21 protein-coding genes and 1 other annotated feature are annotated in these 22,534 nt (G+C 50.4%); all 21 genes read right to left on the bottom strand.

Annotated elements, in window-relative coordinates:
• Nucleotides 1-122: 122 nt before the first annotated feature.
• A complete protein-coding gene (tuf, locus tag GOM71_RS19970) occupies nt 123-1,313 on the bottom strand; it encodes an elongation factor Tu (RefSeq protein ID WP_156284248.1) in 1,191 nt (396 codons plus the stop codon).
• A gap of 114 nt (nt 1,314-1,427) precedes the next feature.
• A complete protein-coding gene (gene fusA, locus GOM71_RS19965; RefSeq protein WP_156284247.1) occupies nt 1,428-3,503 on the bottom strand; it encodes an elongation factor G in 2,076 nt (691 codons plus the stop codon).
• Nucleotides 3,504-3,562: 59 nt separating this feature from the next.
• The gene (rpsG, locus tag GOM71_RS19960) at nt 3,563-4,033 is read right to left on the bottom strand and encodes a 30S ribosomal protein S7 (protein ID WP_156284245.1); all 471 of its coding nucleotides are present in this window, start codon (nt 4,031-4,033) and stop codon (nt 3,563-3,565) included.
• A gap of 168 nt (nt 4,034-4,201) precedes the next feature.
• Nucleotides 4,202-4,621 (bottom strand): 30S ribosomal protein S12, encoded by a 420-nt coding sequence (gene rpsL, locus GOM71_RS19955; protein WP_156284243.1) that lies wholly within the window; start codon nt 4,619-4,621, stop codon nt 4,202-4,204.
• Nucleotides 4,622-4,877: 256 nt separating this feature from the next.
• A complete protein-coding gene (locus tag GOM71_RS19950; RefSeq protein ID WP_156284241.1) occupies nt 4,878-5,108 on the bottom strand; it encodes a ribosomal L7Ae/L30e/S12e/Gadd45 family protein in 231 nt (76 codons plus the stop codon).
• A 268-nt stretch (nt 5,109-5,376) separates the two neighbouring features.
• Entirely contained in the window at nt 5,377-9,003 is a 3,627-nt protein-coding gene (gene rpoC / locus GOM71_RS19945; RefSeq protein WP_156284239.1) for a DNA-directed RNA polymerase subunit beta', read from the bottom strand.
• 109 nt (nt 9,004-9,112) lie between these two features.
• Entirely contained in the window at nt 9,113-12,679 is a 3,567-nt protein-coding gene (gene rpoB / locus GOM71_RS19940) for a DNA-directed RNA polymerase subunit beta (RefSeq protein WP_173275843.1), read from the bottom strand.
• Nucleotides 12,680-12,984: 305 nt separating this feature from the next.
• On the bottom strand, nt 12,985-13,581 hold the full coding sequence (locus GOM71_RS19935; protein ID WP_367649718.1) for a class I SAM-dependent methyltransferase: 597 nt from the start codon (nt 13,579-13,581) through the stop codon (nt 12,985-12,987).
• Nucleotides 13,582-13,965: 384 nt separating this feature from the next.
• The gene (gene rplL / locus GOM71_RS19930) at nt 13,966-14,325 is read right to left on the bottom strand and encodes a 50S ribosomal protein L7/L12 (protein WP_156284235.1); all 360 of its coding nucleotides are present in this window, start codon (nt 14,323-14,325) and stop codon (nt 13,966-13,968) included.
• Between the two features lie 96 nt (nt 14,326-14,421).
• The gene (gene rplJ / locus GOM71_RS19925; RefSeq protein WP_156284233.1) at nt 14,422-14,925 is read right to left on the bottom strand and encodes a 50S ribosomal protein L10; all 504 of its coding nucleotides are present in this window, start codon (nt 14,923-14,925) and stop codon (nt 14,422-14,424) included.
• A 64-nt stretch (nt 14,926-14,989) separates the two neighbouring features.
• Nucleotides 14,990-15,159 (bottom strand) — a sequence feature (ribosomal protein L10 leader region).
• Nucleotides 15,160-15,172: 13 nt separating this feature from the next.
• Nucleotides 15,173-15,865, bottom strand: a complete 693-nt coding sequence (gene rplA / locus GOM71_RS19920) for a 50S ribosomal protein L1 (RefSeq protein WP_156284231.1) — start codon at nt 15,863-15,865, stop codon at nt 15,173-15,175.
• A 117-nt stretch (nt 15,866-15,982) separates the two neighbouring features.
• The gene (gene rplK, locus GOM71_RS19915; protein WP_127497469.1) at nt 15,983-16,408 is read right to left on the bottom strand and encodes a 50S ribosomal protein L11; all 426 of its coding nucleotides are present in this window, start codon (nt 16,406-16,408) and stop codon (nt 15,983-15,985) included.
• A 55-nt stretch (nt 16,409-16,463) separates the two neighbouring features.
• The gene (nusG, locus tag GOM71_RS19910; RefSeq protein WP_156284229.1) at nt 16,464-16,997 is read right to left on the bottom strand and encodes a transcription termination/antitermination protein NusG; all 534 of its coding nucleotides are present in this window, start codon (nt 16,995-16,997) and stop codon (nt 16,464-16,466) included.
• A 23-nt stretch (nt 16,998-17,020) separates the two neighbouring features.
• The gene (secE, locus tag GOM71_RS19905) at nt 17,021-17,230 is read right to left on the bottom strand and encodes a preprotein translocase subunit SecE (RefSeq protein ID WP_367649717.1); all 210 of its coding nucleotides are present in this window, start codon (nt 17,228-17,230) and stop codon (nt 17,021-17,023) included.
• An 18-nt stretch (nt 17,231-17,248) separates the two neighbouring features.
• Nucleotides 17,249-17,398 carry a 50S ribosomal protein L33 gene (gene rpmG, locus GOM71_RS19900; RefSeq protein WP_015847242.1) on the bottom strand — a complete coding sequence of 50 codons (150 nt, stop codon included), beginning with the start codon at nt 17,396-17,398 and terminating at the stop codon, nt 17,249-17,251.
• Between the two features lie 323 nt (nt 17,399-17,721).
• A complete protein-coding gene (gene sigH / locus GOM71_RS19895; RefSeq protein ID WP_367649716.1) occupies nt 17,722-18,372 on the bottom strand; it encodes an RNA polymerase sporulation sigma factor SigH in 651 nt (216 codons plus the stop codon).
• 234 nt (nt 18,373-18,606) lie between these two features.
• Nucleotides 18,607-19,131 (bottom strand): NYN domain-containing protein, encoded by a 525-nt coding sequence (locus GOM71_RS19890; RefSeq protein WP_156284227.1) that lies wholly within the window; start codon nt 19,129-19,131, stop codon nt 18,607-18,609.
• Between the two features lie 3 nt (nt 19,132-19,134).
• Complete coding sequence (rlmB, locus tag GOM71_RS19885) at nt 19,135-19,890, bottom strand: 23S rRNA (guanosine(2251)-2'-O)-methyltransferase RlmB (RefSeq protein ID WP_156284225.1); 756 nt, start codon at nt 19,888-19,890, stop codon at nt 19,135-19,137.
• Between the two features lie 15 nt (nt 19,891-19,905).
• Nucleotides 19,906-20,424, bottom strand: coding sequence for a Mini-ribonuclease 3 (locus GOM71_RS19880; RefSeq protein WP_253944941.1), 519 nt, complete (start codon nt 20,422-20,424; stop codon nt 19,906-19,908).
• 17 nt (nt 20,425-20,441) lie between these two features.
• Nucleotides 20,442-21,860 (bottom strand): cysteine--tRNA ligase, encoded by a 1,419-nt coding sequence (cysS, locus tag GOM71_RS19875; RefSeq protein ID WP_156284223.1) that lies wholly within the window; start codon nt 21,858-21,860, stop codon nt 20,442-20,444.
• On the bottom strand, nt 21,857-22,519 hold the full coding sequence (cysE, locus tag GOM71_RS19870) for a serine O-acetyltransferase (protein ID WP_156284221.1): 663 nt from the start codon (nt 22,517-22,519) through the stop codon (nt 21,857-21,859). The genes cysS and cysE overlap by 4 nt, the downstream gene beginning before the upstream one ends.
• Nucleotides 22,520-22,534 lie beyond the last annotated feature (15 nt).

Raw genomic sequence — 22,534 nt, 5'->3', positions numbered from 1 at the left:
TTAGCCGAATCAAATGAATCTCCGTAACACTTATTTTCAAAAGTGAGCATATGAAAAAAAAGCTATTCCGGGTTGCCTCGGAATAGCTTTTTTATATCTCGTGCGGTTAACGCCGCGCGAAATTATTTTTGGATTGTTGCAACAGCGCCAGCGCCTACAGTACGGCCGCCTTCACGGATGGAGAAGCGAGTGCCTTCTTCAACCGCGATTGGAGCGATCAGTTCAACAGTAACTGTGATGTTGTCGCCAGGCATAACCATCTCAGTGCCTTCTGGCAGGTTGATGATACCTGTAACGTCAGTTGTACGGAAGTAAAACTGTGGACGGTAGCCAGTGAAGAAAGGCTTATGACGGCCACCCTCTTCTTTAGTCAGAACGTAGATTTGAGCTGTGAAGTTAGTGTGTGGTTTAACCGAAGCTGGTTTAGCCAAAACTTGTCCACGCTCGATATCTTTACGGTCAACACCGCGAAGCAGTGCGCCGATGTTGTCGCCCGCTTGAGCGGAATCCATCAATTTACGGAACATTTCTACGCCCGTAACAACGGATTTGCGGGATTCTTCAGCCAGACCGATGATTTCGATCTCGTCGCCGACTTTAACTACGCCGCGCTCGATACGACCAGTTGCAACTGTACCACGACCAGTGATCGTGAATACGTCCTCGACTGGCATAAGGAAAGGCTTAGCTGTGTCGCGCTCTGGAGTTGGGATGTAAGTGTCGATTTGTTCGAACAGCTCAACGATTTTCTCAGCCCAAGGACCGTCTGGGTTTTGCAGAGCTTCACGAGCAGCGCCACGGATGATCGGAGTGTCGTCGCCTGGGAACTCATACTCGGACAGAAGGTCGCGAACTTCCATTTCAACCAGTTCAAGAAGCTCTTCGTCTTCAACCATGTCGCATTTGTTCAAGAATACAACGATGTATGGTACGCCTACTTGTTTGGAAAGCAGGATGTGCTCGCGAGTTTGCGGCATAGGGCCGTCAGCTGCGGATACAACCAGGATAGCGCCGTCCATTTGAGCAGCACCAGTGATCATGTTTTTAACGTAGTCGGCGTGACCTGGGCAGTCAACGTGAGCGTAGTGACGGTTAGGAGTCTCATACTCAACGTGAGCTGTCGAGATCGTGATACCGCGCTCGCGCTCTTCTGGAGCTTTGTCGATTTGGTCAAATGCGATAGCCGCACCGCCGTATTTTTTGGAAAGTACAGTTGTGATCGCAGCAGTCAGAGTCGTTTTACCATGGTCGACGTGACCGATAGTACCGATATTAACGTGCGGTTTGTTACGTTCAAATTTAGCCTTTGCCATTGAACTTAATCCTCCTTAATATAACTAAAGTTTTATGTGTGGGCCGTATCCCCGCCTGCATGACAAGTGAAGATATCGGCCTAAGCAACCTAGGTTCCAAACACACGGGGCTTATTAAGCGCCTTTGTGTTTAGCGATAATTTCTTCCGAAATCGAACGCGGTACTTCTTCATAGTGCGAGAGCTCCATGGAGAATACGCCGCGGCCTTGCGTACCGGAACGAAGTGTTGTGGAGTAACCGAACATCTCAGCCAAAGGCACCTTAGCACGGATAATTTGCGCGCCTGCGCGGGAATCCATACCTTCGATGCGACCGCGACGGGAGTTCAGCATACCCATAACGTCGCCCATGTACTCTTCAGGAACCGTAACTTCAACTTTCATGATAGGCTCGAGCAGGACAGGTTTACACTTGTCTTTAGCTGCTTTAAGCGCCATCGATCCAGCGATTTTGAACGCCATCTCCGAGGAGTCGACGTCATGGTACGATCCGTCGAATACAGTAGCTTTGACATCGACCATCGGGAAGCCAGCGAGGACGCCGTTCTTCATCGACTCTTCGATACCAGCTTGGATTGGAGCGATGTATTCACGAGGAATCGAACCGCCCACAACTTTGTTTTCGAACACAAAGCCTTGACCAGGCTCTTGCGGAGTGAACTCAACCCAGCAATGGCCATATTGACCTTTACCGCCGGACTGACGAACGAATTTACCTTCGACTTTCGCAGCTTCGCGGAATGTCTCACGGTAAGCAACCTGAGGTTTACCAACGTTCGTCTCAACTTTGAATTCGCGAAGCATACGGTCAACGAGGATCTCAAGGTGAAGCTCACCCATACCTGCGATGATCGTTTGGTTCGTTTCTTCGTCCGTATAAGCTTTGAAAGTTGGATCTTCCTCAGCAAGCTTGGAGATCGCTACGCCGAGTTTGTCTTGGTCCGCTTTCGTTTTTGGTTCGATAGCGATTTGGATTACCGGCTCAGGGAAGTTCATCGATTCGAGAACGATGATGTTCTTCTCATCGCAAAGCGTGTCGCCTGTAATCGTGTCTTTCAGACCGACTGCAGCGGCGATGTCGCCTGCGTAAACCTCAGTAATCTCTTGACGGCTGTTCGCGTGCATTTGGAGAATCCGTCCGATACGCTCGCGTTTGTTCTTAGTTGCGTTAAGAACATACGAACCGGACTTCAGGATACCCGAGTATACGCGGAAGAACGTCAATTTACCAACATAAGGGTCAGTCATGATTTTGAACGCGAGCGCCGAGAACGGCTCTTCGTCAGAAGAGTTGCGGACTGCTTCTTCTCCGTCTTCAAGCGTACCTTTGATTGCAGGTACGTCTACTGGGGATGGAAGGTAGTCAACAACCGCGTCCAGCATCAATTGAACGCCTTTGTTGCGGTACGAGGAACCAGCAACAACCGGGAAGATTTTAACTTCGCAAACGCCCTTGCGGAGCGCAGCTTTGATTTCTGGAATTGTCAGCTCTTCGCCTTCCAGATATTTCATAGTCAATTCTTCGTCCAGCTCTGCTACTTTCTCGATCAATTCCGCGCGGAGTTCTTCGACTTGGTCGGCGTACTCAGCAGGAATTTCTTGCTTTTCAGGATCTCTTCCGAGATCGTCTTTGTAAACATAAGCGGCGCGCTCGATAATATCGATTACACCTACGAAGTCAGCTTCAGCGCCCATTGGCACTTGGATCGCAACAGCATTAGCTTGCAGACGCTCGCGCATGTCTTTAACGACATTCAGGTAGTCCGCGCCAATGATGTCCATTTTGTTAATGTAAGCGATCCGAGGTACGCCATAGCGGTCAGCTTGACGCCATACGGTTTCAGACTGAGGCTCAACGCCTTCTTTAGCACTGAAAACCCCAACGGCCCCGTCCAATACGCGCAGGGAACGTTCAACTTCTACTGTGAAGTCAACGTGTCCCGGGGTATCGATGATATTGATGCGGTTGCTCTTCCATTGAGCTGTCGTTGCGGCAGACGTAATCGTAATGCCGCGCTCTTGTTCCTGCTCCATCCAGTCCATCGTTGCGGCGCCTTCATGCACCTCGCCAATTTTGTGGGTACGGCCAGTGTAGAACAAGATACGCTCAGTCGTGGTCGTTTTACCAGCGTCAATATGCGCCATGATCCCGATGTTACGCGTATTATTCAAGGAGAACTCTCTTGCCATGAATCTGTCTCCTTCCGAATTGTGCGAGCAAGTCGCCAATCGTAATTTGTTTTATTATCCTACCAACGGTAGTGAGCAAACGCTTTGTTTGCTTCTGCCATTTTGTGCGTGTCTTCGCGCTTCTTCACGGATGCGCCAGTGTTGTTGGCAGCGTCCATGATTTCAGCAGCCAGACGCTCTTCCATCGTTTTCTCACCGCGGTTGCGCGAATAGTTCACGAGCCAACGGAGACCAAGCGATGTGCGGCGCTCTGGTTTAACTTCGATCGGCACTTGATAGTTAGCGCCGCCGACACGGCGAGCTTTAACCTCAAGTACTGGCATGATGTTTTTCAATGCTGCTTCGAACACTTCCATCGGATCTTTACCCGTGCGTTCTTGGATCAGCGTGAATGCATCATACAGCAGCGTTTGTGCAACGCCGCGTTTGCCGTCGATCATAATACGGTTGATCAGACGTGTTACCAATTTGCTGTTGTATACCGGATCCGGCAATACGTCGCGTTTAGTGACAGGACCTTTGCGTGGCATGAGAAAGTCCCCCTTTCTTAAATAGTAGTTATGCTTTGATAAGGATCAGATTTCCACATCGAATTTCAATTCAGTTTGCTTAGCAAAAGGAAAGAATATTCGATTGGCGATTGAACCCACCGCTTAAACGCGGTCGCTCCTCACCGAATTGCTTCGATCTGGTTGCAATTATTTTTTAACTTTTGGACGTTTAGTACCGTATTTCGAACGGGATTGGTTACGGTTGTTAACACCCGCAGTATCCAATGCGCCGCGCACGATATGATAACGTACGCCCGGAAGGTCTTTTACACGACCGCCGCGGATCAATACAACGCTGTGCTCTTGCAGGTTGTGTCCGATACCCGGAATGTAAGCCGTTACCTCTACTTTATTCGTCAAACGCACACGTGCGTATTTACGAAGCGCGGAGTTCGGTTTTTTCGGAGTCATCGTACCTACACGAGTGCACACACCGCGTTTTTGCGGAGCGCTGATGTTCGTTGCTTCACGTTTCAGGGCATTGAAGCCTTTTTGCAAAGCTGGCGATTTCGATTTTACGACTTTAGCTTGACGTCCTTTACGGACGAGCTGGTTAATAGTTGGCATGTTGCCACCCCCTTCCCATGATTATGTCTTATTAAAAATACAAGGCTATAAGTTAGATGCTAATTATGACGCTTGTATTTCTTGCGAATCGGGCTTGCTGACGCGAGCCGTATCCGCATATGGCAAGACATTATACCCGTTTGTTACCGCACTTTAAGCCCACAGATCCAGGTGGTTCGCAAAAGAACAAAGAAAAATTTCTGCCGATCTATTCTTTACGTAAAGTAAACATATATCAGCAAAAATAGCATTCCGTTTATTCCCCGTCAGCGACTAGCGCTGCCATAGCAGCTCCGACGTCAATGCCGCAGGTATCCCCCAGGCTTTGCATCGTATCTATCCACTTAATCGGTACACCCAACCTCTCACACAGATGAACAACCTTCTCTCTCATCCGCGGATCTGCATCTCGTGCAATATAGACTTCGATTGCTTTATGAGTCTCAAGCATCTTCGTTGTCTGCTTTGCGCCGACCTTAAACTGCATGATATCACCATTCCTTATCGGAAGATACGTCACACAATTAGGCACACTTCGATATATTAGCATGGGCACCACGCCAGTGTCAAGCAACTGCCCGTACAAAAAAGCTGTAAAACTTTCCTTGTACGCCTTCCGTTGTTATTCACAAGCATTAACAGCCTCGCCGCTGCACCAATTTCATTAAAAAAGCGGACTCCCGCCGCCAAGCGTTAGCGCTCAGCGGCTGAAGTCACGCCCCTTAAAACAAAGGTGCTGCTAATCTTGCATCATTCTATTCAATCGTAACAGCTTCCGATTCCACTTCGCCTTGTTCCGCGTCTTCTACTTCGTCTTCCAAGCCGACGAGCTTGATGTTGCGGTAACGGTTCATACCGGTACCAGCTGGAATCAGCTTACCGATAATAACGTTCTCTTTCAGGCCGAGCAATTGGTCGACTTTGCCTTTGATCGCTGCATCAGTCAGTACGCGAGTCGTCTCTTGGAACGATGCCGCCGACAAGAACGAATCGGTCTCCAAGGAAGCTTTCGTAATACCGAGCAGGACTGGCTTAGCGACTGCTGGCTCAAGGCCGGCAAGAATCGCTTCGCGGTTCTGCGCTTCATATTCGTGAATGTCAACGAACGCGCCTGGAAGCAGCGTCGTGTCGCCGGCATCAACGATACGGATTTTGCGAAGCATTTGCTTAACCATAACCTCAACGTGCTTATCGTTGATTTCTACGCCCTGGTTACGGTATACGCGCTGTACTTCCTGCAAAATGTAGTTTTGAACGCCACGGATGCCTTTGATGCGCAGCATGTCTTTCGGATCGATCGAACCGTCCGTCAGCTCATCGCCGGCTTCAAGTTGCTGGCCTTCCGTAACGCGGATACGCGAGCCGTAAGTGATTGCGTAAACTTTCGACTCTGCTTCGCCTTGAATTTCGATCTCGCGGCGGTCTTTCGCCTCGCGAATCTCTTTCACGACACCGTCAAGCTCGGTGATGATCGCTTGACCTTTCGGATTACGCGCTTCGAAAAGCTCCTGGATACGCGGCAAACCTTGCGTAATATCGTCGCCGGCAACGCCGCCGGTATGGAACGTACGCATGGTGAGCTGTGTTCCCGGCTCGCCGATCGATTGCGCAGCGATAATGCCTACCGCTTCGCCGATCTCAACGTGCTTGCCGGTTGCCAAGTTGCGGCCGTAGCAAATTTTGCAGACGCCATGACGGGCACGGCAGCTGAGTACGGAACGAATCTGCAGCTTCTCAATGCCTGCATCGATGATCGCGTCCGCTTTGCTGGAATCGATCAGCTCGCTTTTCTTCACGATAATTTCGCCAGTTTGCGGATGACGAATCGTCGCGAAGGAGTAACGTCCTTCAATACGATCATACAGATCCTCGATAACCTCTTTACCGTCTTGGATTTTGCCGACAGTAAAGCCTTTATCCGTGCCGCAATCGTCCTCGCGAACGATAACGTCCTGCGCAACGTCGACGAGACGACGGGTCAAGTAACCCGAGTCCGCTGTACGAAGCGCCGTATCGGCCAGACCTTTACGGGCACCGTGCGTCGAGATAAAGTACTCGAGGACGGTAAGGCCTTCACGGAAGTTCGATTTGATTGGCAATTCGATAATCCGGCCCGACGGGTTGGCCATCAGACCCCGCATACCGCCAAGCTGAGCGATCTGCGATTTGTTACCCCGTGCTTTGGAGTCGACCATGAGCATGATGGAGTTGTAACGATCCATCGATTTCATGAGGATATCGGTAATTTGATCTTTGGATTTGCTCCAGATCTCAATTACACGGTCATAACGCTCTTCATTCGTGATCAGACCGCGACGGTACTGATTCATAACGACAGCTACCTTCGCGTCAGACTCTTTCAAGATTCCTACTTTCTCTTCCGGCACGATAACATCCGATACGGCTACCGTAATACCTGCACGAGTAGAGTAAGTGAAACCGAGTTGTTTAATGCGGTCAAGAATTATCGACGTTAATGTTGTATGGTAGATACGGAAGCATTCGCCGATAATATTGCCCAGATACTCTTTGCCAACGCCGCCGGCAATCGGCAGCTCTTGAAGGATTTTGTTCAAATCGCTTCCTTTATCGTAGACGAAATATTTATCCGGTGTTCCGTTCAGCAAGTTGGCTTTGGAAGCTTCGTTGATGTAAGGGAAATCCTCTGGATAAATTTCGTTGAAAATCACTTTACCTACAGTCGTACAGATCAACGACTCTTGCTGCTTCGGCGTAAAGTTCGTTTTCTTCAGGACGCGAACCGGAATAAAGATACGCGCATGAAGGGAAACGATACCGCGTTGGTAAGCGGAGATCGCTTCGTTAACCGTCGCGAACACCGAACCGCTGCCTTTAGCATCTTTGTTATCCATTGTCAGATAGTACGATCCAAGGACCATATCCTGCGATGGAGTAACGACCGGCTTGCCGTCTTTCGGGTTCAAAATGTTGCCCGAAGCAAGCATCAGCAAGCGAGCTTCCGCTTGTGCTTCAGCCGACAACGGAACGTGAACGGCCATTTGGTCACCGTCAAAGTCTGCATTGTACGCTGTACATACGAGCGGGTGAAGCTTGATTGCGCGGCCTTCTACCAGAATAGGCTCAAACGCTTGAATACCGAGACGGTGAAGCGTCGGGGCACGGTTCAGAAGAACCGGATGTTCCTTGATCACTTCTTCAAGAACGTCCCAAACCTCTGGGCTTACGCGCTCTACTTTGCGTTTCGCGCTTTTAATGTTATGAGCAAGGCCTTTGTTGACCAGCTCTTTCATAACGAACGGCTTGAACAGCTCAAGCGCCATTTCCTTCGGAAGTCCGCATTGGAACATCTTCAGGTTTGGACCTACTACGATAACGGAACGACCGGAATAGTCAACGCGTTTACCGAGCAAGTTTTGGCGGAAACGGCCTTGTTTACCTTTCAGCATGTGGCTGAGCGATTTCAAAGGACGGTTGCCTGGGCCTGTAACCGGACGTCCGCGGCGGCCGTTGTCGATCAACGCGTCAACCGCTTCTTGGAGCATCCGTTTTTCGTTTTGAACGATAATGTCAGGAGCGCCGAGATCAAGCAGACGCTTCAAACGGTTATTACGGTTGATTACGCGGCGGTACAGGTCATTCAAGTCAGACGTTGCAAAACGTCCGCCGTCCAGCTGTACCATCGGACGAAGCTCCGGCGGGATAACCGGCAGCACATCAAGAATCATCCATTCCGGCTCATTGCCGGAGTTGCGGAACGCTTCGATTACTTCCAGACGCTTGATCGCACGGTTGCGGCGTTGGCCTTGAGCCGTACGAAGCTCTTCTTTCAGCGTATCGAGTTCTTTCTCCACATCGATGTCTTGAAGAAGCTTCTTAACCGCTTCAGCGCCCATGCCGGCTTGGAATCCATAGCCGTATTTCTCACGGTAGCTGCGGTATTCTTTCTCCGACAACAGTTGCTTCTTCTCCAAAGGCGTATCGCCTGGATCCGTTACAACATACGATGCAAAATAAATGATTTCCTCGAGCGAACGAGGCGACATGTCAAGAGCCAAGCCCATGCGGCTTGGAATCCCTTTGAAATACCAGATATGCGATACAGGCGCAGCCAATTCAATGTGGCCCATGCGCTCGCGGCGCACCTTCGCGCGGGTTACTTCGACGCCGCAACGATCGCAGACAACGCCTTTATAGCGTACCCGTTTGTATTTGCCGCAATGGCACTCCCAGTCTTTGGTCGGTCCAAAGATTTTCTCGCAGAAGAGCCCTTCCTTCTCCGGTTTTAACGTCCTATAGTTGATCGTCTCCGGTTTTTTGACTTCTCCGCGGGACCAAGAACGAATTTTATCCGGCGAGGCAAGCCCGATTTTCATATACTCGAAGTTGTTCACGTCCAACAAGGAGCAACCCTCCTTCGTCATGTATGGCTATATGGCAATGTCAAGCATTGTCGATCAAATTAGCGGCTGCACGCCCCGCGATTCGGCGGGACGAGCAGCCTTGGCAATCTTATTCACCAGCGCCGACTTCTGCGCCTTCAAGATTCAGGTTCAGCTTGTCGCCGGTACCCTCATCGTCATCATCGATTTCTTTCATTTCGATCTCTTCTTCGTTCTCGGTCAGGATCTTAACGTCCATACCCAAGCTTTGAAGCTCTTTGATCAATACTTTGAACGATTCCGGAACACCCGGTTCTGGAACGTTCTCGCCCTTCACGATCGATTCGTACGTCTTCACGCGGCCGACAACGTCGTCCGACTTGACGGTAAGAATCTCTTGGAGCGTGTAGGCTGCGCCGTAGGCTTCAAGCGCCCACACTTCCATCTCGCCGAAGCGCTGACCGCCGAATTGAGCTTTACCGCCCAGCGGCTGTTGCGTAACGAGCGAGTAAGGACCCGTCGAGCGGGCATGGATTTTATCATCAACCATGTGCGCCAGCTTGATCATGTACATGACGCCGACCGTAACTTCACGTTCGAACGATTCGCCCGTACGTCCGTCATACAAGATCGTTTTGCCGTTGCGCTGCATGCCTGCTTCTTCCATCGTATCGAACACGTCATACTCACGCGCGCCGTCGAATACCGGCGTTGCGGCATGAAGGCCGAGCTGTTTGCACGCCATACCCAAATGGACCTCGAGCACCTGCCCGATATTCATCCGCGATGGTACGCCGAGCGGGTTAAGCACGACTTCAACCGGTGTGCCGTCCGGCAGGAACGGCATGTCTTCTTCCGGCATGATACGTGCGATGACACCTTTGTTACCGTGGCGTCCCGCCATTTTATCGCCTTCAGAGATTTTACGTTTTTGCGCGATATATACGCGAACCAGTTGATTCACGCCTGGAGGCAGCTCATCACCGTTCTCGCGGGTAAATACTTTAACGTCAACGACGATGCCGTCTGTACCATGCGGCACACGCAGCGAAGTGTCGCGAACCTCGCGAGCCTTCTCGCCGAAGATCGCGTGGAGCAAGCGCTCCTCAGCTGTAAGCTCGGTTACGCCCTTAGGCGTTACTTTGCCGACGAGGATGTCACCTGCGCCGATTTCAGCGCCGACGCGGATAATGCCGCGCTCATCCAAGTTCTTGAGCGCTTCTTCGCCGACATTCGGAATGTCGCGCGTAATTTCTTCAGGTCCAAGCTTCGTGTCGCGCGCTTCGGATTCGTATTCTTCAATATGAATCGAAGTGTACACGTCCTCTTTAACGAGCTTCTCGCTAAGCAGGATCGCATCCTCGTAGTTGTAGCCTTCCCAAGTCATGAAGGCAACGACTACGTTGCGGCCAAGCGCCAATTCGCCTTGCTCGGTCGAAGGACCGTCAGCAAGAATATCACCTTTTTTGATGACATCGCCTTTACGGACGATAGGACGTTGGTTAATGCACGTACCTTGGTTGGAACGCATAAATTTATGAAGCTTATGCTTAACTAAGTCGCCAGTGACTGGTTTGCCGTCAAGCAATTCGATGCGGCGCAGCCAAATTTCATTAGCCGAAACGCGTTCGATGACACCGTCAAACTTAGAAACGATACATACGCCGGAGTCTTTAGCAGCTTTATGCTCCATTCCTGTGCCAACCAGCGGCGATTTCGGAATCAAGAGCGGAACAGCCTGCCGCTGCATGTTCGATCCCATGAGGGCGCGGTTGGAGTCGTCATTTTCCAAGAACGGAATGAGCGCTGTCGCAACCGATACGACCTGTTTAGGCGATACGTCCATGTAGTCGACGCGATCCGATGGCATAGTCAGAATGTTGTCCGCCTGTTTGTTATAGCGAACGATCTGGCTGTCATCCTCAAACTTGTTGTCTTCCGTCAGCTTCGCATTTGCCTGACCGATAACGTAGTTATCCTCTTCATCGGCAGTCATATATGCGATTTGATCGGTAACGGCACCCGTTTTCGGATCTACCCAACGATAAGGCGCCTCAATAAAGCCATATTCATTAATGCGCGCGAACGAAGACAAGGAGTTGATCAGACCGATGTTCGGTCCCTCCGGCGTCTCGATTGGACACATCCGCCCATAGTGGGAGTGATGGACGTCGCGCACTTCAAAGCCTGCGCGCTCACGCGTCAGACCGCCAGGTCCGAGTGCAGACAGACGGCGCTTATGCGTCAGCTCGGCAAGCGGGTTCGTTTGGTCCATAAACTGCGACAACTGCGAGGAACCGAAAAACTCTTTAATCGACGCGATTACCGGACGGATGTTGATCAACGCTTGAGGCGTGATCGCATTCGCATCCTGAATCGACATACGCTCGCGTACAACGCGCTCCATACGGGACAAGCCGATGCGGAACTGGTTCTGCAGCAGCTCGCCTACCGAACGCAAACGACGGTTGCCGAGATGGTCGATATCGTCCGTGCTTCCTACTCCATGCAACAGGTTGATGAAGTAGTTGATAGACGAAATAATATCCGCAGGCGTAATATGCTTGATCGACTTGTCGATCACGCCGTTCGAGATGACCTTGATCACCTTCGCATCGTCCAGCGGGGAGAATACGCTAATCGTTTGAAGAGGAATACTATCCGCATCCAAAACGCCGTTAGCGACATGGTAAGTTTTAAAGCCGACGTTCTTTTCCAGCTTATCGAGAATATCATCAAGCAGACGGCGATCGATCACTTGGCCTGATTCTGCGATAATCTCACCAGTAGCTGGATCTACAAGCGTCTCAGCCAACCGTTGATTGAACAGACGGTTTTTAATGTGAAGCTTTTTGTTAATTTTGTAGCGGCCTACGTTAGCCAAATCATAGCGCTTCGGATCGAAGAAGCGAGCGACAAGCAAGCTCTTCGCGTTATCCAAAGTCGGCGGCTCGCCTGGACGAAGGCGTTCGTAAATCTCGATGAGCGCTTTCTCCGTCGAATCCGTATTGTCTTTGTCCAGCGTGTTGCGAATGTACTCATCATGTCCGAGCAGCTCAAGAATCTCAGCGTCAGTGCCGAAGCCAAGCGCACGCAAAAGCACCGTAACCGGAATCTTCCGAGTGCGGTCAATCCGAACGTAAATGATGTCCTTGGCATCCGTCTCGAGCTCGAGCCATGCTCCGCGATTCGGAATTACCGTCGCCGTGTATGTTTTCTTACCGTTCTTATCAACCTTCGTGCTGAAGTACACACTCGGGGATCGCACCAACTGGCTGACAATAACACGTTCCGCCCCGTTAATAATAAATGTACCGGTCTCGGTCATCAGCGGGAAGTCACCCATAAATACTTCCTGCTCTTTCACTTCACCGGTCTCTTTATTAAAGAGCCGTACTTTAACGCGCAGCGGAGCAGCATACGTAACGTCGCGTTCCTTTGATTCATCGACCGAATATTTCGGTTCGCCTAAGCTGTAATCGATAAACTCAAGCGATAGATTTCCCGTAAAGTCCTGAATCGGCGAAATGTCCTGGAACAACTCAAGCAAGTCGTTATCCAAAAACTTCTCGTACGATTTTTGTTGGATTTCAATCAGGTTCGGGACTTCCAGCACCTCGTTGATCCGGGCGTAACTTCTCCGCGTGCGCCGACCATACTGAACAAGTTGTCCTGCCAACTTAACCTCACCCCTCATGTCTGTCTCACAGCATCGATATTATCACTGCGTCAATTCAAATAAAGAAAAGCCCTTATCGAATAAGTTTCGAAAAAAGAGCATGTTCCGGCAGTCAACCAAACGCAGCGCGGGCGTCTTGGTTCCATATCAAGTAATTTTGCCCAAAATGTAAACATTATACGTCAAATGCGCCACAAATATGCATTCCGCGCTAAAAATTCGCACTTGACATTTTAGTTGACTAAAGAGATTGAGCCCAATTTAATGCTGACATTCTATAATATTACCATACACAAAAAGTCAAGTCAAGAAATTGGATACGGTTATTTTGTTGCCATATAAATCCGATAGCCTTTATCCTTCGTAACCTCTTCAACATCGCCAAACAGCGATTGGAGTTTAGCTTCGGCAGAAGGAGCACCCTGCTTCTTCTGAATGACGACCCACATTTTCCCGCCGGGAACGAGCAGCTCATAACCCTCTTCAAAAATGCGGTGCACCGTTTCTTTACCCGCACGAATCGGCGGATTCGTAAGAATCGCATCGAATCGTTTCTCTTTAACCGCATCATAGAGATCGCTTTGCAGCACCTCAACATTGGCGATTCCGTTAAGCGCAGCATTCTCTTTCGACAGCTGAACCGCTCTTTCATTGATGTCGATCATTGTAACATGTCCTTCCGGCGCCAGCTTAGCGGCAGTCAGTCCGATAGGACCATATCCGCAGCCGACATCGAGTACCTTTGCATTCACGTCCAGCTCGAGCGCTCGCAGCAATACCCGGCTGCCGTAATCAACGCCAGACTTGGAAAAAACGCCGGCATCCGTAATGAACTTAAACGAATAGCCGTTCAATTCCGCTTGATGCGTCTGACGGTCATGCTTAACCCCAGGCTTCTGGGTATAGTAATGGTCCGACACTTTATCCCCTCCTTTTCACCTATCTGTCTCGCTTGGTCGTATGGGCAATTACATAATAGAGATGCGAAAATGCATTTAATTCGCCGCAGCCGCTCTAGCCGATATCCTCGCATTTTACAAAATAGATGCATTTTCGCACTTCCATTCATCGAAACTCAGACAGCTGTCCAAAAGCAGCTTATACACACTGCCTCGCCACTTACCAACAGATTTAACGCTCGCCGCGCAATATCCACAGCTGGATAAGTTTTTTTCGCCTCACCCACATGTTGTTAAGCTGTCCGCCATTGTCCAAGCTATTCTAACGACATACAACAAACCCCTTGAAACGTGACGTTTCAAGGGGCCCGTTATATTCCCGGAAGCTAGCTTCCGGAAGTGAAATTACTTCACTTCTACTACTGCGCCAGCTTCTTCAAGCTTAGCTTTAACTGCTTCTGCTTCTTCTTTAGCAACTTTTTCTTTGATTGGTTTAGGAGCGCCGTCAACCAGATCTTTTGCTTCTTTCAGGCCAAGACCAGTGATTTCGCGAACTACTTTGATAACGTTGATTTTGGAAGCGCCAGCGCTTGTCAAGATAACGTCGAATTCGGATTGCTCAGCAACTTCAGCAGCGCCGCCAGCAACTACTGCTACTGGAGCTGCAGCTGTTACGCCGAATTCTTCTTCGATTGCTTTAACAAGGTCGTTCAGTTCAAGAACGGTCATAACTTTAATGGCTTCCAAGATTTGCTCTTTAGACATGGTTATACCTCCGAAATGGTTTTAGTTTTTTTGTTGGTTTGTTACGCTGCCGGCGTTAACCGTCCGACATCTATGACGTTGCTTCGCTTAATTGAATTAAGCTTGAGCTTCTTTTTGTTCGCCGACTGCTTTAACCGCAAGCGCGAAGTTGCGAACTGGAGCTTGCAGGACGCTGAGGAGCATGGAAAGCAAACCTTCGCGGGACGGAAGTTCCGCCAGCGCTTTGATTTGGTCATGTCCAACAACTTTACCTTCTACAACGCCGCCTTTCAGTTTCAAAGCGTCGTTCTTTTTAGCGAAATCGTTAAGGATTTTCGCTGGAGCAACTGCATCGTCAACGCTGAACGCGATGGCTGTAGGTCCAACCAGAATCTCGTTCAGTTCAGTCAATTCAGCAGCTTCAGTAGCGCGGCGAACGAGCGAGTTTTTCAATACTTGAAACTCGATACCAGCTTCACGCAGCTGTTTGCGAAGTTCGGTAACTTGCGCAACGTTCAATCCGCGATAATCGGCAACAACTGTGCTGGAGCTACCACGAAGCTTAGCTGTGATCTCTTCAACCGCTTGTTGTTTCTCTTGGATGATTTTTGCGTTTGCCAAACTGTACACCTCCTGTAATAGTTGTACATCCCGTTTACTACGACGAGCTTTCCAAAACCTGCCAACAGGCAAAGGAAAAGCCTCCGCACGTACCAAGACTGCGAAGGCCATGATGGTTCGTTAATGCGCTTATTCCGTCATTGGAAAGCAGCTTACAAACGCTATATCATAACACCTCGGTAGGAAATTAAGCCTTGCGGCACCTACTGTCTACGGCATGCATATTCGAAATTGAGTTCCGTTCTTCTTAGCGGTAAACCGCAGTTGTAACACGAGCGCCAGGGCCCATTGTCGAAGAAACGGCGATGTTTTTCAGGTAAACCCCTTTAGCTGCAGCCGGTTTTGCACGGTTCAGCGCGTCTACCAATGCTTTGAGGTTCTCAACGAGTTTCTCAGCATCGAAAGATACTTTACCGATTGGCGCATGGATTTGACCTGCTTTATCCAGACGGTATTCGATTTTACCGGCTTTAATTTCTTGCACGGCTTTCGTCACGTCGAATGTTACCGTACCTGCTTTAGGGTTAGGCATGAGGCCTTTACCACCCAGGATACGACCCAGTTTACCAACTTCAGCCATCATGTCCGGCGTTGCTACGCAGACGTCGAATTCAAACCAGCCTTGTTGGATTTTGTTGATCATGTCTGCATCGCCTACGAAGTCAGCGCCAGCAGCTTCCGCTTCTTTTGCTTTTTCGCCTTTAGCGAATACGAGAACACGTTTTGTTTTACCAGTGCCGTGCGGAAGTACAACGACGCCGCGCACCGCTTGGTCTTGTTTCCGCGGGTCAACGCCCAGACGGACTGCTACTTCAACGGATTCGTCGAATTTAGCTGTTGCAGCCTTTTTAACAAGCTCAATCGCTTGTTGCGGCTCGTAAGTTGCTTCGCTGTCGATCAGCTTAGCGGCTTCCAGATACTTCTTGCCATGTTTAGCCATTTGAATATTCCTCCTCATGTGGTATAGCGGAGCATCCTCCTATGGAATGACCCTCCCACTTGGCCCGAAGGCCTCTTGCGTTAAAACAAGGATCTTTACAATCCAGGAATAACGCAATTAGTCAACGATTGTTACGCCCATGCTGCGTGCAGTGCCTTCAATCATAAGCATTGCTGCTTCAACGGAAGCTGCATTCAAGTCGGGCATTTTTTGCTCAGCGATTTCACGCACTTTCGCGCGTTTAACTGTAGCGACTTTCTTCTTGTTCGGTTCGCCGGATCCTTTTTCGATACCTGCTGCTACGCGGAGCAATACTGCTGCCGGCGGAGTTTTAGTTTCGAATGTGAAGGAACGGTCCTCGAACACCGTAATTACAACCGGAATAATCAAACCAGCTTGATCGGCAGTACGAGCATTGAATTCTTTACAGAATGCCATAATGTTAACGCCTGCTTGACCAAGGGCTGGACCGATCGGCGGAGCCGGGTTCGCTTTACCTGCAGGAACCTGCAGTTTGACCATCTTGATGACCTTTTTTGCCATGACTTACACCTCCTTACATGAAATCCGAAGAACTTTGTCGCACGAAAACCTTAACTTAAACTTTCTCCACTTGCGTGTAGTCGAGTTCAAGCGGGGTTTCCCTGCCAAACATGTTGACGTGCACCTTGAGCTTTGCCTTGTCGAGCAGAATTTCTTCCACTGTACCGACAAAATCCGCAAAAGGACCTACTTTGACGCGCACGGTTTCCTTAAGCTCGAATTCAATCTTCGGCTTCGGCTCTTCCATACCCATATGCTTGAGAATTTGTTCCACTTCATCAGGCATGAGCGGAGTCGGCTTCGACCCAGATCCAGTCGATCCTACGAATCCCGTGACGCCCGGCGTATTGCGAACAACGTACCACGAATCATCAGTCTGAACCATTTCCACCAGGACGTAGCCAGGGTAGACTTTACGCTGAACGGTCTTTTTCTTACCGTCCTTCTCTACCACTTCTTCCTCCATAGGAACGAGCACGCGGAAGATTTTGTCCTCCATGCCCATCGATTCAAGTCGACGCTCCAAGTTGGCTTTTACTTTGTTCTCATAACCGGCGTAAGTGTGAACGACGTACCATCTTTTTTCCATTCCAATCCACCTTTGGACCCTTCTTAAACAATCAGTTCAACAATCGACGAGATCCCGATGTCAAGAAGCCAAAAGTAAATCGTCACAAACGTGATCGTCAAAAGAACTACGATCGAATAGCTTGTCAACTCTTTACGGTTTGGCCAGCGAACCTTCTTCAGTTCTGCCCAGCTGTCGGCAAAGAAACTAAACGTTGTTCCGAAGCTTTGCTTCAGTTTAGCCAAAAATGCCACGGTCACACCTCCAATTGACTATCTCGTCTCGCGATGAGGAGTCTGCTCGTTACAGAACTTGCAAAACTTCTTCAACTCGATGCGGTCGGGGTGATTGCGTTTGTTCTTGCTGCTCGCATAGTTTCTCTGTTTGCAGTTTGTGCATGCCAACGTGATAATAACCCGCATTGAAGTACACCTCCCGAACTGCTACTAAATACGCTTCGTGATGAGATAGTAGCCCACCCCACACGAGTTCTCGGCCCCAATACGAAAAAAACCTCACATTTAGGCCTACCTAAAACACTTTATCATATGGCAAAATTGATGTCAACGCTTAGATGGACTGCTCGTACCGCGCAGATATTGGAATTCCAACGACTTCGGGATCGCTCGTCCTATCAGTATCGTCTATTTTTTGCCATTTAAAACCGAAAAGCCGTCTCTTCCGAGCGGATCACGCATCCGTCCGGACAGACAGCCTTCTCATAGTCTCATATATTTGAGTACGCTTAAGTGCTCAAATCTCTCACTTCCAGGTACCGCTCCAGCTTGCGTTTGACACGCTGCAGCGCGTTGTCGATCGACTTCACATGCCTGTCCAAGTCAACGGCGATTTCCTGATAGGAACGCCCGTCCAAATAAAGCATAAGAACTTTACGTTCCAGGTCGCTTAAAATTTCGGACATCTTGTCTTCAAGGCCGATGAATTCTTCTTGATTAATAATCAATTCTTCAGGGTCGGACACCCGTGTCCCGCATATGACATCAAGCAACGTACGGTCGGAATCCTCGTCATAAATCGGCTTATCGAGCGAGACGTAGGAATTGAGCGGGATATGCTTCTGCCGGGTTGCGGTCTTGATCGCCGTAATGATCTGCCGCGTAATGCATAACTCAGCAAAGGCTTTGAAGCTCGCGAGCTTGTCTCCTTTGAAATCGCGGATAGATTTGTACAGGCCAATCATGCCCTCTTGCACAATATCTTCCCGATCCGCGCCGATAAGAAAATAAGAACGCGCTTTGGCACGCACAAAGTTCTTGTATTTGTTAATCAAATACTCAAGAGCCAGGCTGTCGCCATTGCGGACCGCTTCGACGATCTCTTCGTCCGTACTGCAGTCATATTCGAGCGTACTCCATTCTTTGAGGTCGATGCTCACGAACTATCCCTCCGGCCTGCAAGGCGTACACTGCTAGAATCGTAGATGAAGCTGGATAACTCTTTCATTCTCCATAGGCGGACCCTGCCGAATTACGCGACAAAACCGCGCCTAGCGCTGAAAGATAATAGAGTCAGTATACATTATGTAACCTTATACCGTCAACCGATTTGCCCCGCCGCAACCCTCGTTTTTATTGAAAAAATGTAACGAAGTTCCACCGCGCCGACGCCGCTATTTCCCGCCCCGCCGCAGCCTCTCCAGCTGGCTTCTGACTTCCAGGCTCAGATTGCCGTCCAGCGAATTGCGCTTGCCCGGCTTTTCCTCGCGCAGCTTGTGCTCGATTTGCTTGCGGCTCTGTTCAACATCGACGAGCAATTCCCGTGCTGATATCCGAAGCGCGCCTTTCCCGAAAGCGACATGCTGCTCAATCAGATCCGAGGTTGCGACATAAAGATTGCGCCTTCTGGAATAAAGCTGGACGACATGCCGTTCAATGCACTCGTCAGCCGTCTCTTTCTCTTTCGTGTAGACGACGATCAGCTTATTCTGCTTGTAAGTAGCGCCGAGCCCGGGAACCTGATGCGCGTCGAAAATAACGTATACCGTCATCCCGGAATAGCCTTGATAATCGGCCAGCATAGTCAGCAGCTTATCGCGCGCTTCTTCCAGATCGTACTCCTTCAAGCGCTCCAGCACAGGCCAGGCGCCAATGATGTTATAGCCGTCGACCAGCAGAATATCATCAGGCCGAGTCATTCGTTACAGACTCCGGCGCTGCCGGACGACTTCGTACATCAAGACTCCCGCTGCAACCGAAGCGTTAAGCGAGTTCAGTTGCCCGAGCATCGGCAGTTTAACCAGGAAGTCGCATTTCTCTTTTATCAGACGGCCAATCCCTTTGGCTTCATTGCCAATGACGATGCCCAGCGGCAGATCAAACTTCGTTTTGTACACATCTTGAGGCGCGCTGACGTCCGTGCCGGCAATCCATACGCCCTCTTCCTTCAGGCGCTCGATCGTTTGCGCCAAATTCGTAACGCGGGCAACCGGCACATGCTCCGCAGCGCCTGCTGACGTTTTCAGCACGGTAGCCGTTAAGCCCGCCGCGCGGCGCTTCGGAATAATAACGCCGTGAACGCCTGTGCATTCCGCCGTCCGCAAAATCGAACCTAAATTATGCGGATCCTCGATTTCGTCCAAAATAAGCAGAAACGGCGTTTCGCCGCGGCTTCTCGCCCGCTCAAGCAAATCCTCGATTTCCGCGTAAGCGAAAGCTGCCGCCTGCGCGACTACGCCCTGATGCTGTACGCCAGGGGCCATGCTGTCCAGCTTGCGCTTGTCCACAAATTGAACGACAATGCCGCTCTTTTTCGCTTCGGCTATAATCGGCTGCGTTAAGCTTTTTTGCGCGCCTTCCGCAATCCAAATTTTGTTGATCTCCCTGCCGGAGCGAAGGGCTTCCATAACAGGATGCTTGCCTGCAACCAGTTCTTCTTCGTTGTACGTTTCACTCATGCCAGTTCGATCCTCCTATTCTTGTGCTTCTTGTGCTTCCGCAATCTGTTCTCCATGATCGTCAACAGCTGTCACGACTGCAAAAAGCTCCTGCAGGCGAGCGATGCGGCCTTCATAATATAAATATCCGACCAGGCATTCCAACGCGGTTGCCTGACGGTAATCTGCCGGATCGGCGTTTTTCGGCGGCGCTCCCGATTTCGTATTGCGGCCGCGCCGGACAATATCGGCCTCTTCCTCGGTAAGAAGCGGCTGCCACCGCTCAAGCAGCTTCCGCTGCGCCTTGGCGGAGACGAGCTTCGTTGCCTCCCGGTGCAAATGATGAGACTTATGATTGGGAAGCGATACCAGATATTGCCGAACCATCAGCTCGAATACGCCATCGCCGACATAGGCCAGCACAACCGGATTGATCAGCTGCGGCTTCTTGGCCGGCGTATGGAACAGAAGCGCGGCTTCCCGCCGCGCCTCGTTCAATCCGATCGTCTCGCCCGCTTCATTGTTCCCTCGAACGTCATCGCGTTCATCTAACATGTCTATTCCCCCAACCTCTATAAGCGGCGCCAGCGAATCCCTTGCGGAGTATCTTCAAGCGCAATCCCTTTCGCCGTAAGAAGGTCGCGAATCTCATCGGCCTTCGCCCAATTTTTCGATTTGCGCGCTTCTGTACGGTCGATAATCAATTGCTCGATCTCATCGTCCAGCAGTTCGCTGCCTCCGGCTTGCTGCGGCAGCAGGCCGAGAACGGCATCCATGACTTCCAATTCCTTCAGCAAAGCAGCTGTGCCTGCCGCCGAAACATCCTGGCGATTCAAAAACTGATTCGCTTCGGCAACGAGCTCGAATACGGCTGTGATCGCATCCGGCGTATTAAAGTCGTCTCCCATCTTCGCTTCGAATTGCTCTTTGATCGCCGCCAATCTGCTTACCAGCTCAGCAGGCAGCGCTGCGTCGACTTTCGCATTCGGGCCGAACGAAGCCAGCATATGCTTCAAGTTCGTGTGGCAGTTGCTGATCCGCTCTACGCTCTTCTCCGCTTGCGCAATCGTATCGTCGCTAAAGTTCAGCGGGCTTCGGTAATGGGCTGACAGCATGAAATAACGAATCGCTTGCGGTTTGACCCGCTTCACCAGCTCATGCACCGTAATGCCATTGCCAAGCGATTTGGACATCTTTTCATTATTGATATGGATATAACCGTTATGCATCCAGTAGTTGGCCAGCGGATGACCGGTCAGCGCCTCCGATTGCGCCACTTCGCATTCGTGGTGCGGGAATTGCAGGTCATGCCCGCCGCCGTGAATGTCCAGCGTGTCGCCCAGATAAGTCCGCGCCATCGCCGAGCATTCGATATGCCAGCCGGGACGGCCAGGTCCCCAAGGGCTTTCCCAGAAAATTTCACCCGGCTTCGCGCCTTTCCAAAGCACGAAATCTTGCGGGTTTTCTTTGCGGTCGCCCACCTCGATCCGGATGCCGAACTGCAGCTCCTCGAGATTCTGATGCGACAGCTTGCCGTATTCTTCGAACTTCCCGGTGTGGTAGTAGACGTCCCCTTCGCTTGTATAAGCGAAGCCTTTGTCCACAAGACCCTGGATAAATGCAATAATCTCTGGAATGTGCGTCGTCACGCGCGGATTCATCGTTGCCTTGTGCACGCCAAGCGAGGCGATATCCTCGTTGAATGCAGCAATAAACTTCTCTGCCACTTCAGGTACAGTCGTACCCATTTGCTCCGCTTTGCGGATCAATTTATCGTCTACATCCGTAAAGTTGACAATGTAATTGACGTCATAACCCGCATACTCCAAATAACGGCGCACAACGTCAAAAAATATGACGGGCCGGGCGTTGCCGATGTGAATGTAGTCGTATACGGTCGGGCCGCATACATACATTTTCACCTTGCCTGGCTCTAGCGATACGAACGCTTCCTTGGAACGGGTGAGCGTATTATAAATATGAACGGTCATTTGGTAAATTCTCCTCCAGCAACGGGCTCGCGGAACTTCTCCAGCTCCGACTTCAGGCCGTCAATTTCCTTCTGCATTTCACGAAACATTTCAATAACAGGATCAGGCAGCTGCTTATGGTCCAGACGATCGCCGACGCGCTCTCCGTTCCGTTTAACGACTCGACCGGGATTGCCGACAACGGTGCAGTTGTCCGGAACCTCGCGCAGCACGACCGCATTCGACCCGATATTCGAATTATCGCCTACCGTGAACGAACCTAATACTTTGGCTCCCGAGCCGATAACGACATTATTGCCAATTGTCGGATGCCGCTTCCCTTTTTCTTTGCCGGTACCGCCTAGCGTAACGCCTTGATAGATGACGACATCATCGCCGATTTCGCAGGTTTCGCCTATTACGACCCCCATGCCATGATCGATGAACAGCCGATTGCCGATCGTCGCCCCGGGATGAATTTCAATACCGGTCATAAACCGGCTGAATTGCGAAACCATGCGCGCCAGCGTGTACCATTTATTGTTATACAACGCATGCGCAATCCGGTGCGCCCAAATCGCATGCACTCCCGAATAGGTGAAAATAACCTCAAAACGGCTTCTCGCCGCCGGATCATTCTCGAATACTGCCGTAATATCTGAATGAAAATGGCGAAACATAAACTCGACCCCCTT

It is taken from the genome of Paenibacillus sp. NEAU-GSW1 (assembly GCF_009737085.1).
Taxonomy (GTDB): Bacteria; Bacillota; Bacilli; order Paenibacillales; family Paenibacillaceae; genus Pristimantibacillus.
Note: the sequence above shows the minus strand (reverse complement) of the source record. Positions and strands in the feature narration are given on the sequence as shown.

What these genes read in the sequence shown, in the direction of transcription:
- tuf (WP_156284248.1), bottom strand. Translation starts at nt 1,313, where the DNA reads ATGGCAAAGGCTAAATTTGAACGTAACAAACCGCACGTTAATATCGGT.
- fusA (WP_156284247.1), bottom strand. Translation starts at nt 3,503, where the DNA reads ATGGCAAGAGAGTTCTCCTTGAATAATACGCGTAACATCGGGATCATG.
- rpsG (WP_156284245.1), bottom strand. Translation starts at nt 4,033, where the DNA reads ATGCCACGCAAAGGTCCTGTCACTAAACGCGACGTATTGCCGGATCCG.
- rpsL (WP_156284243.1), bottom strand. Translation starts at nt 4,621, where the DNA reads ATGCCAACTATTAACCAGCTCGTCCGTAAAGGACGTCAAGCTAAAGTC.
- GOM71_RS19950 (WP_156284241.1), bottom strand. Translation starts at nt 5,108, where the DNA reads ATGCAGTTTAAGGTCGGCGCAAAGCAGACAACGAAGATGCTTGAGACT.
- rpoB (WP_173275843.1), bottom strand. Translation starts at nt 12,679, where the DNA reads ATGAGGGGTGAGGTTAAGTTGGCAGGACAACTTGTTCAGTATGGTCGG.
- rplL (WP_156284235.1), bottom strand. Translation starts at nt 14,325, where the DNA reads ATGTCTAAAGAGCAAATCTTGGAAGCCATTAAAGTTATGACCGTTCTT.
- rplA (WP_156284231.1), bottom strand. Translation starts at nt 15,865, where the DNA reads ATGGCTAAACATGGCAAGAAGTATCTGGAAGCCGCTAAGCTGATCGAC.
- rplK (WP_127497469.1), bottom strand. Translation starts at nt 16,408, where the DNA reads ATGGCAAAAAAGGTCATCAAGATGGTCAAACTGCAGGTTCCTGCAGGT.
- nusG (WP_156284229.1), bottom strand. Translation starts at nt 16,997, where the DNA reads ATGGAAAAAAGATGGTACGTCGTTCACACTTACGCCGGTTATGAGAAC.
- rpmG (WP_015847242.1), bottom strand. Translation starts at nt 17,398, where the DNA reads ATGCGGGTTATTATCACGTTGGCATGCACAAACTGCAAACAGAGAAAC.
- GOM71_RS19890 (WP_156284227.1), bottom strand. Translation starts at nt 19,131, where the DNA reads ATGACTCGGCCTGATGATATTCTGCTGGTCGACGGCTATAACATCATT.
- rlmB (WP_156284225.1), bottom strand. Translation starts at nt 19,890, where the DNA reads ATGAGTGAAACGTACAACGAAGAAGAACTGGTTGCAGGCAAGCATCCT.
- GOM71_RS19880 (WP_253944941.1), bottom strand. Translation starts at nt 20,424, where the DNA reads ATGTTAGATGAACGCGATGACGTTCGAGGGAACAATGAAGCGGGCGAG.
- cysS (WP_156284223.1), bottom strand. Translation starts at nt 21,860, where the DNA reads ATGACCGTTCATATTTATAATACGCTCACCCGTTCCAAGGAAGCGTTC.
- cysE (WP_156284221.1), bottom strand. Translation starts at nt 22,519, where the DNA reads ATGTTTCGCCATTTTCATTCAGATATTACGGCAGTATTCGAGAATGAT.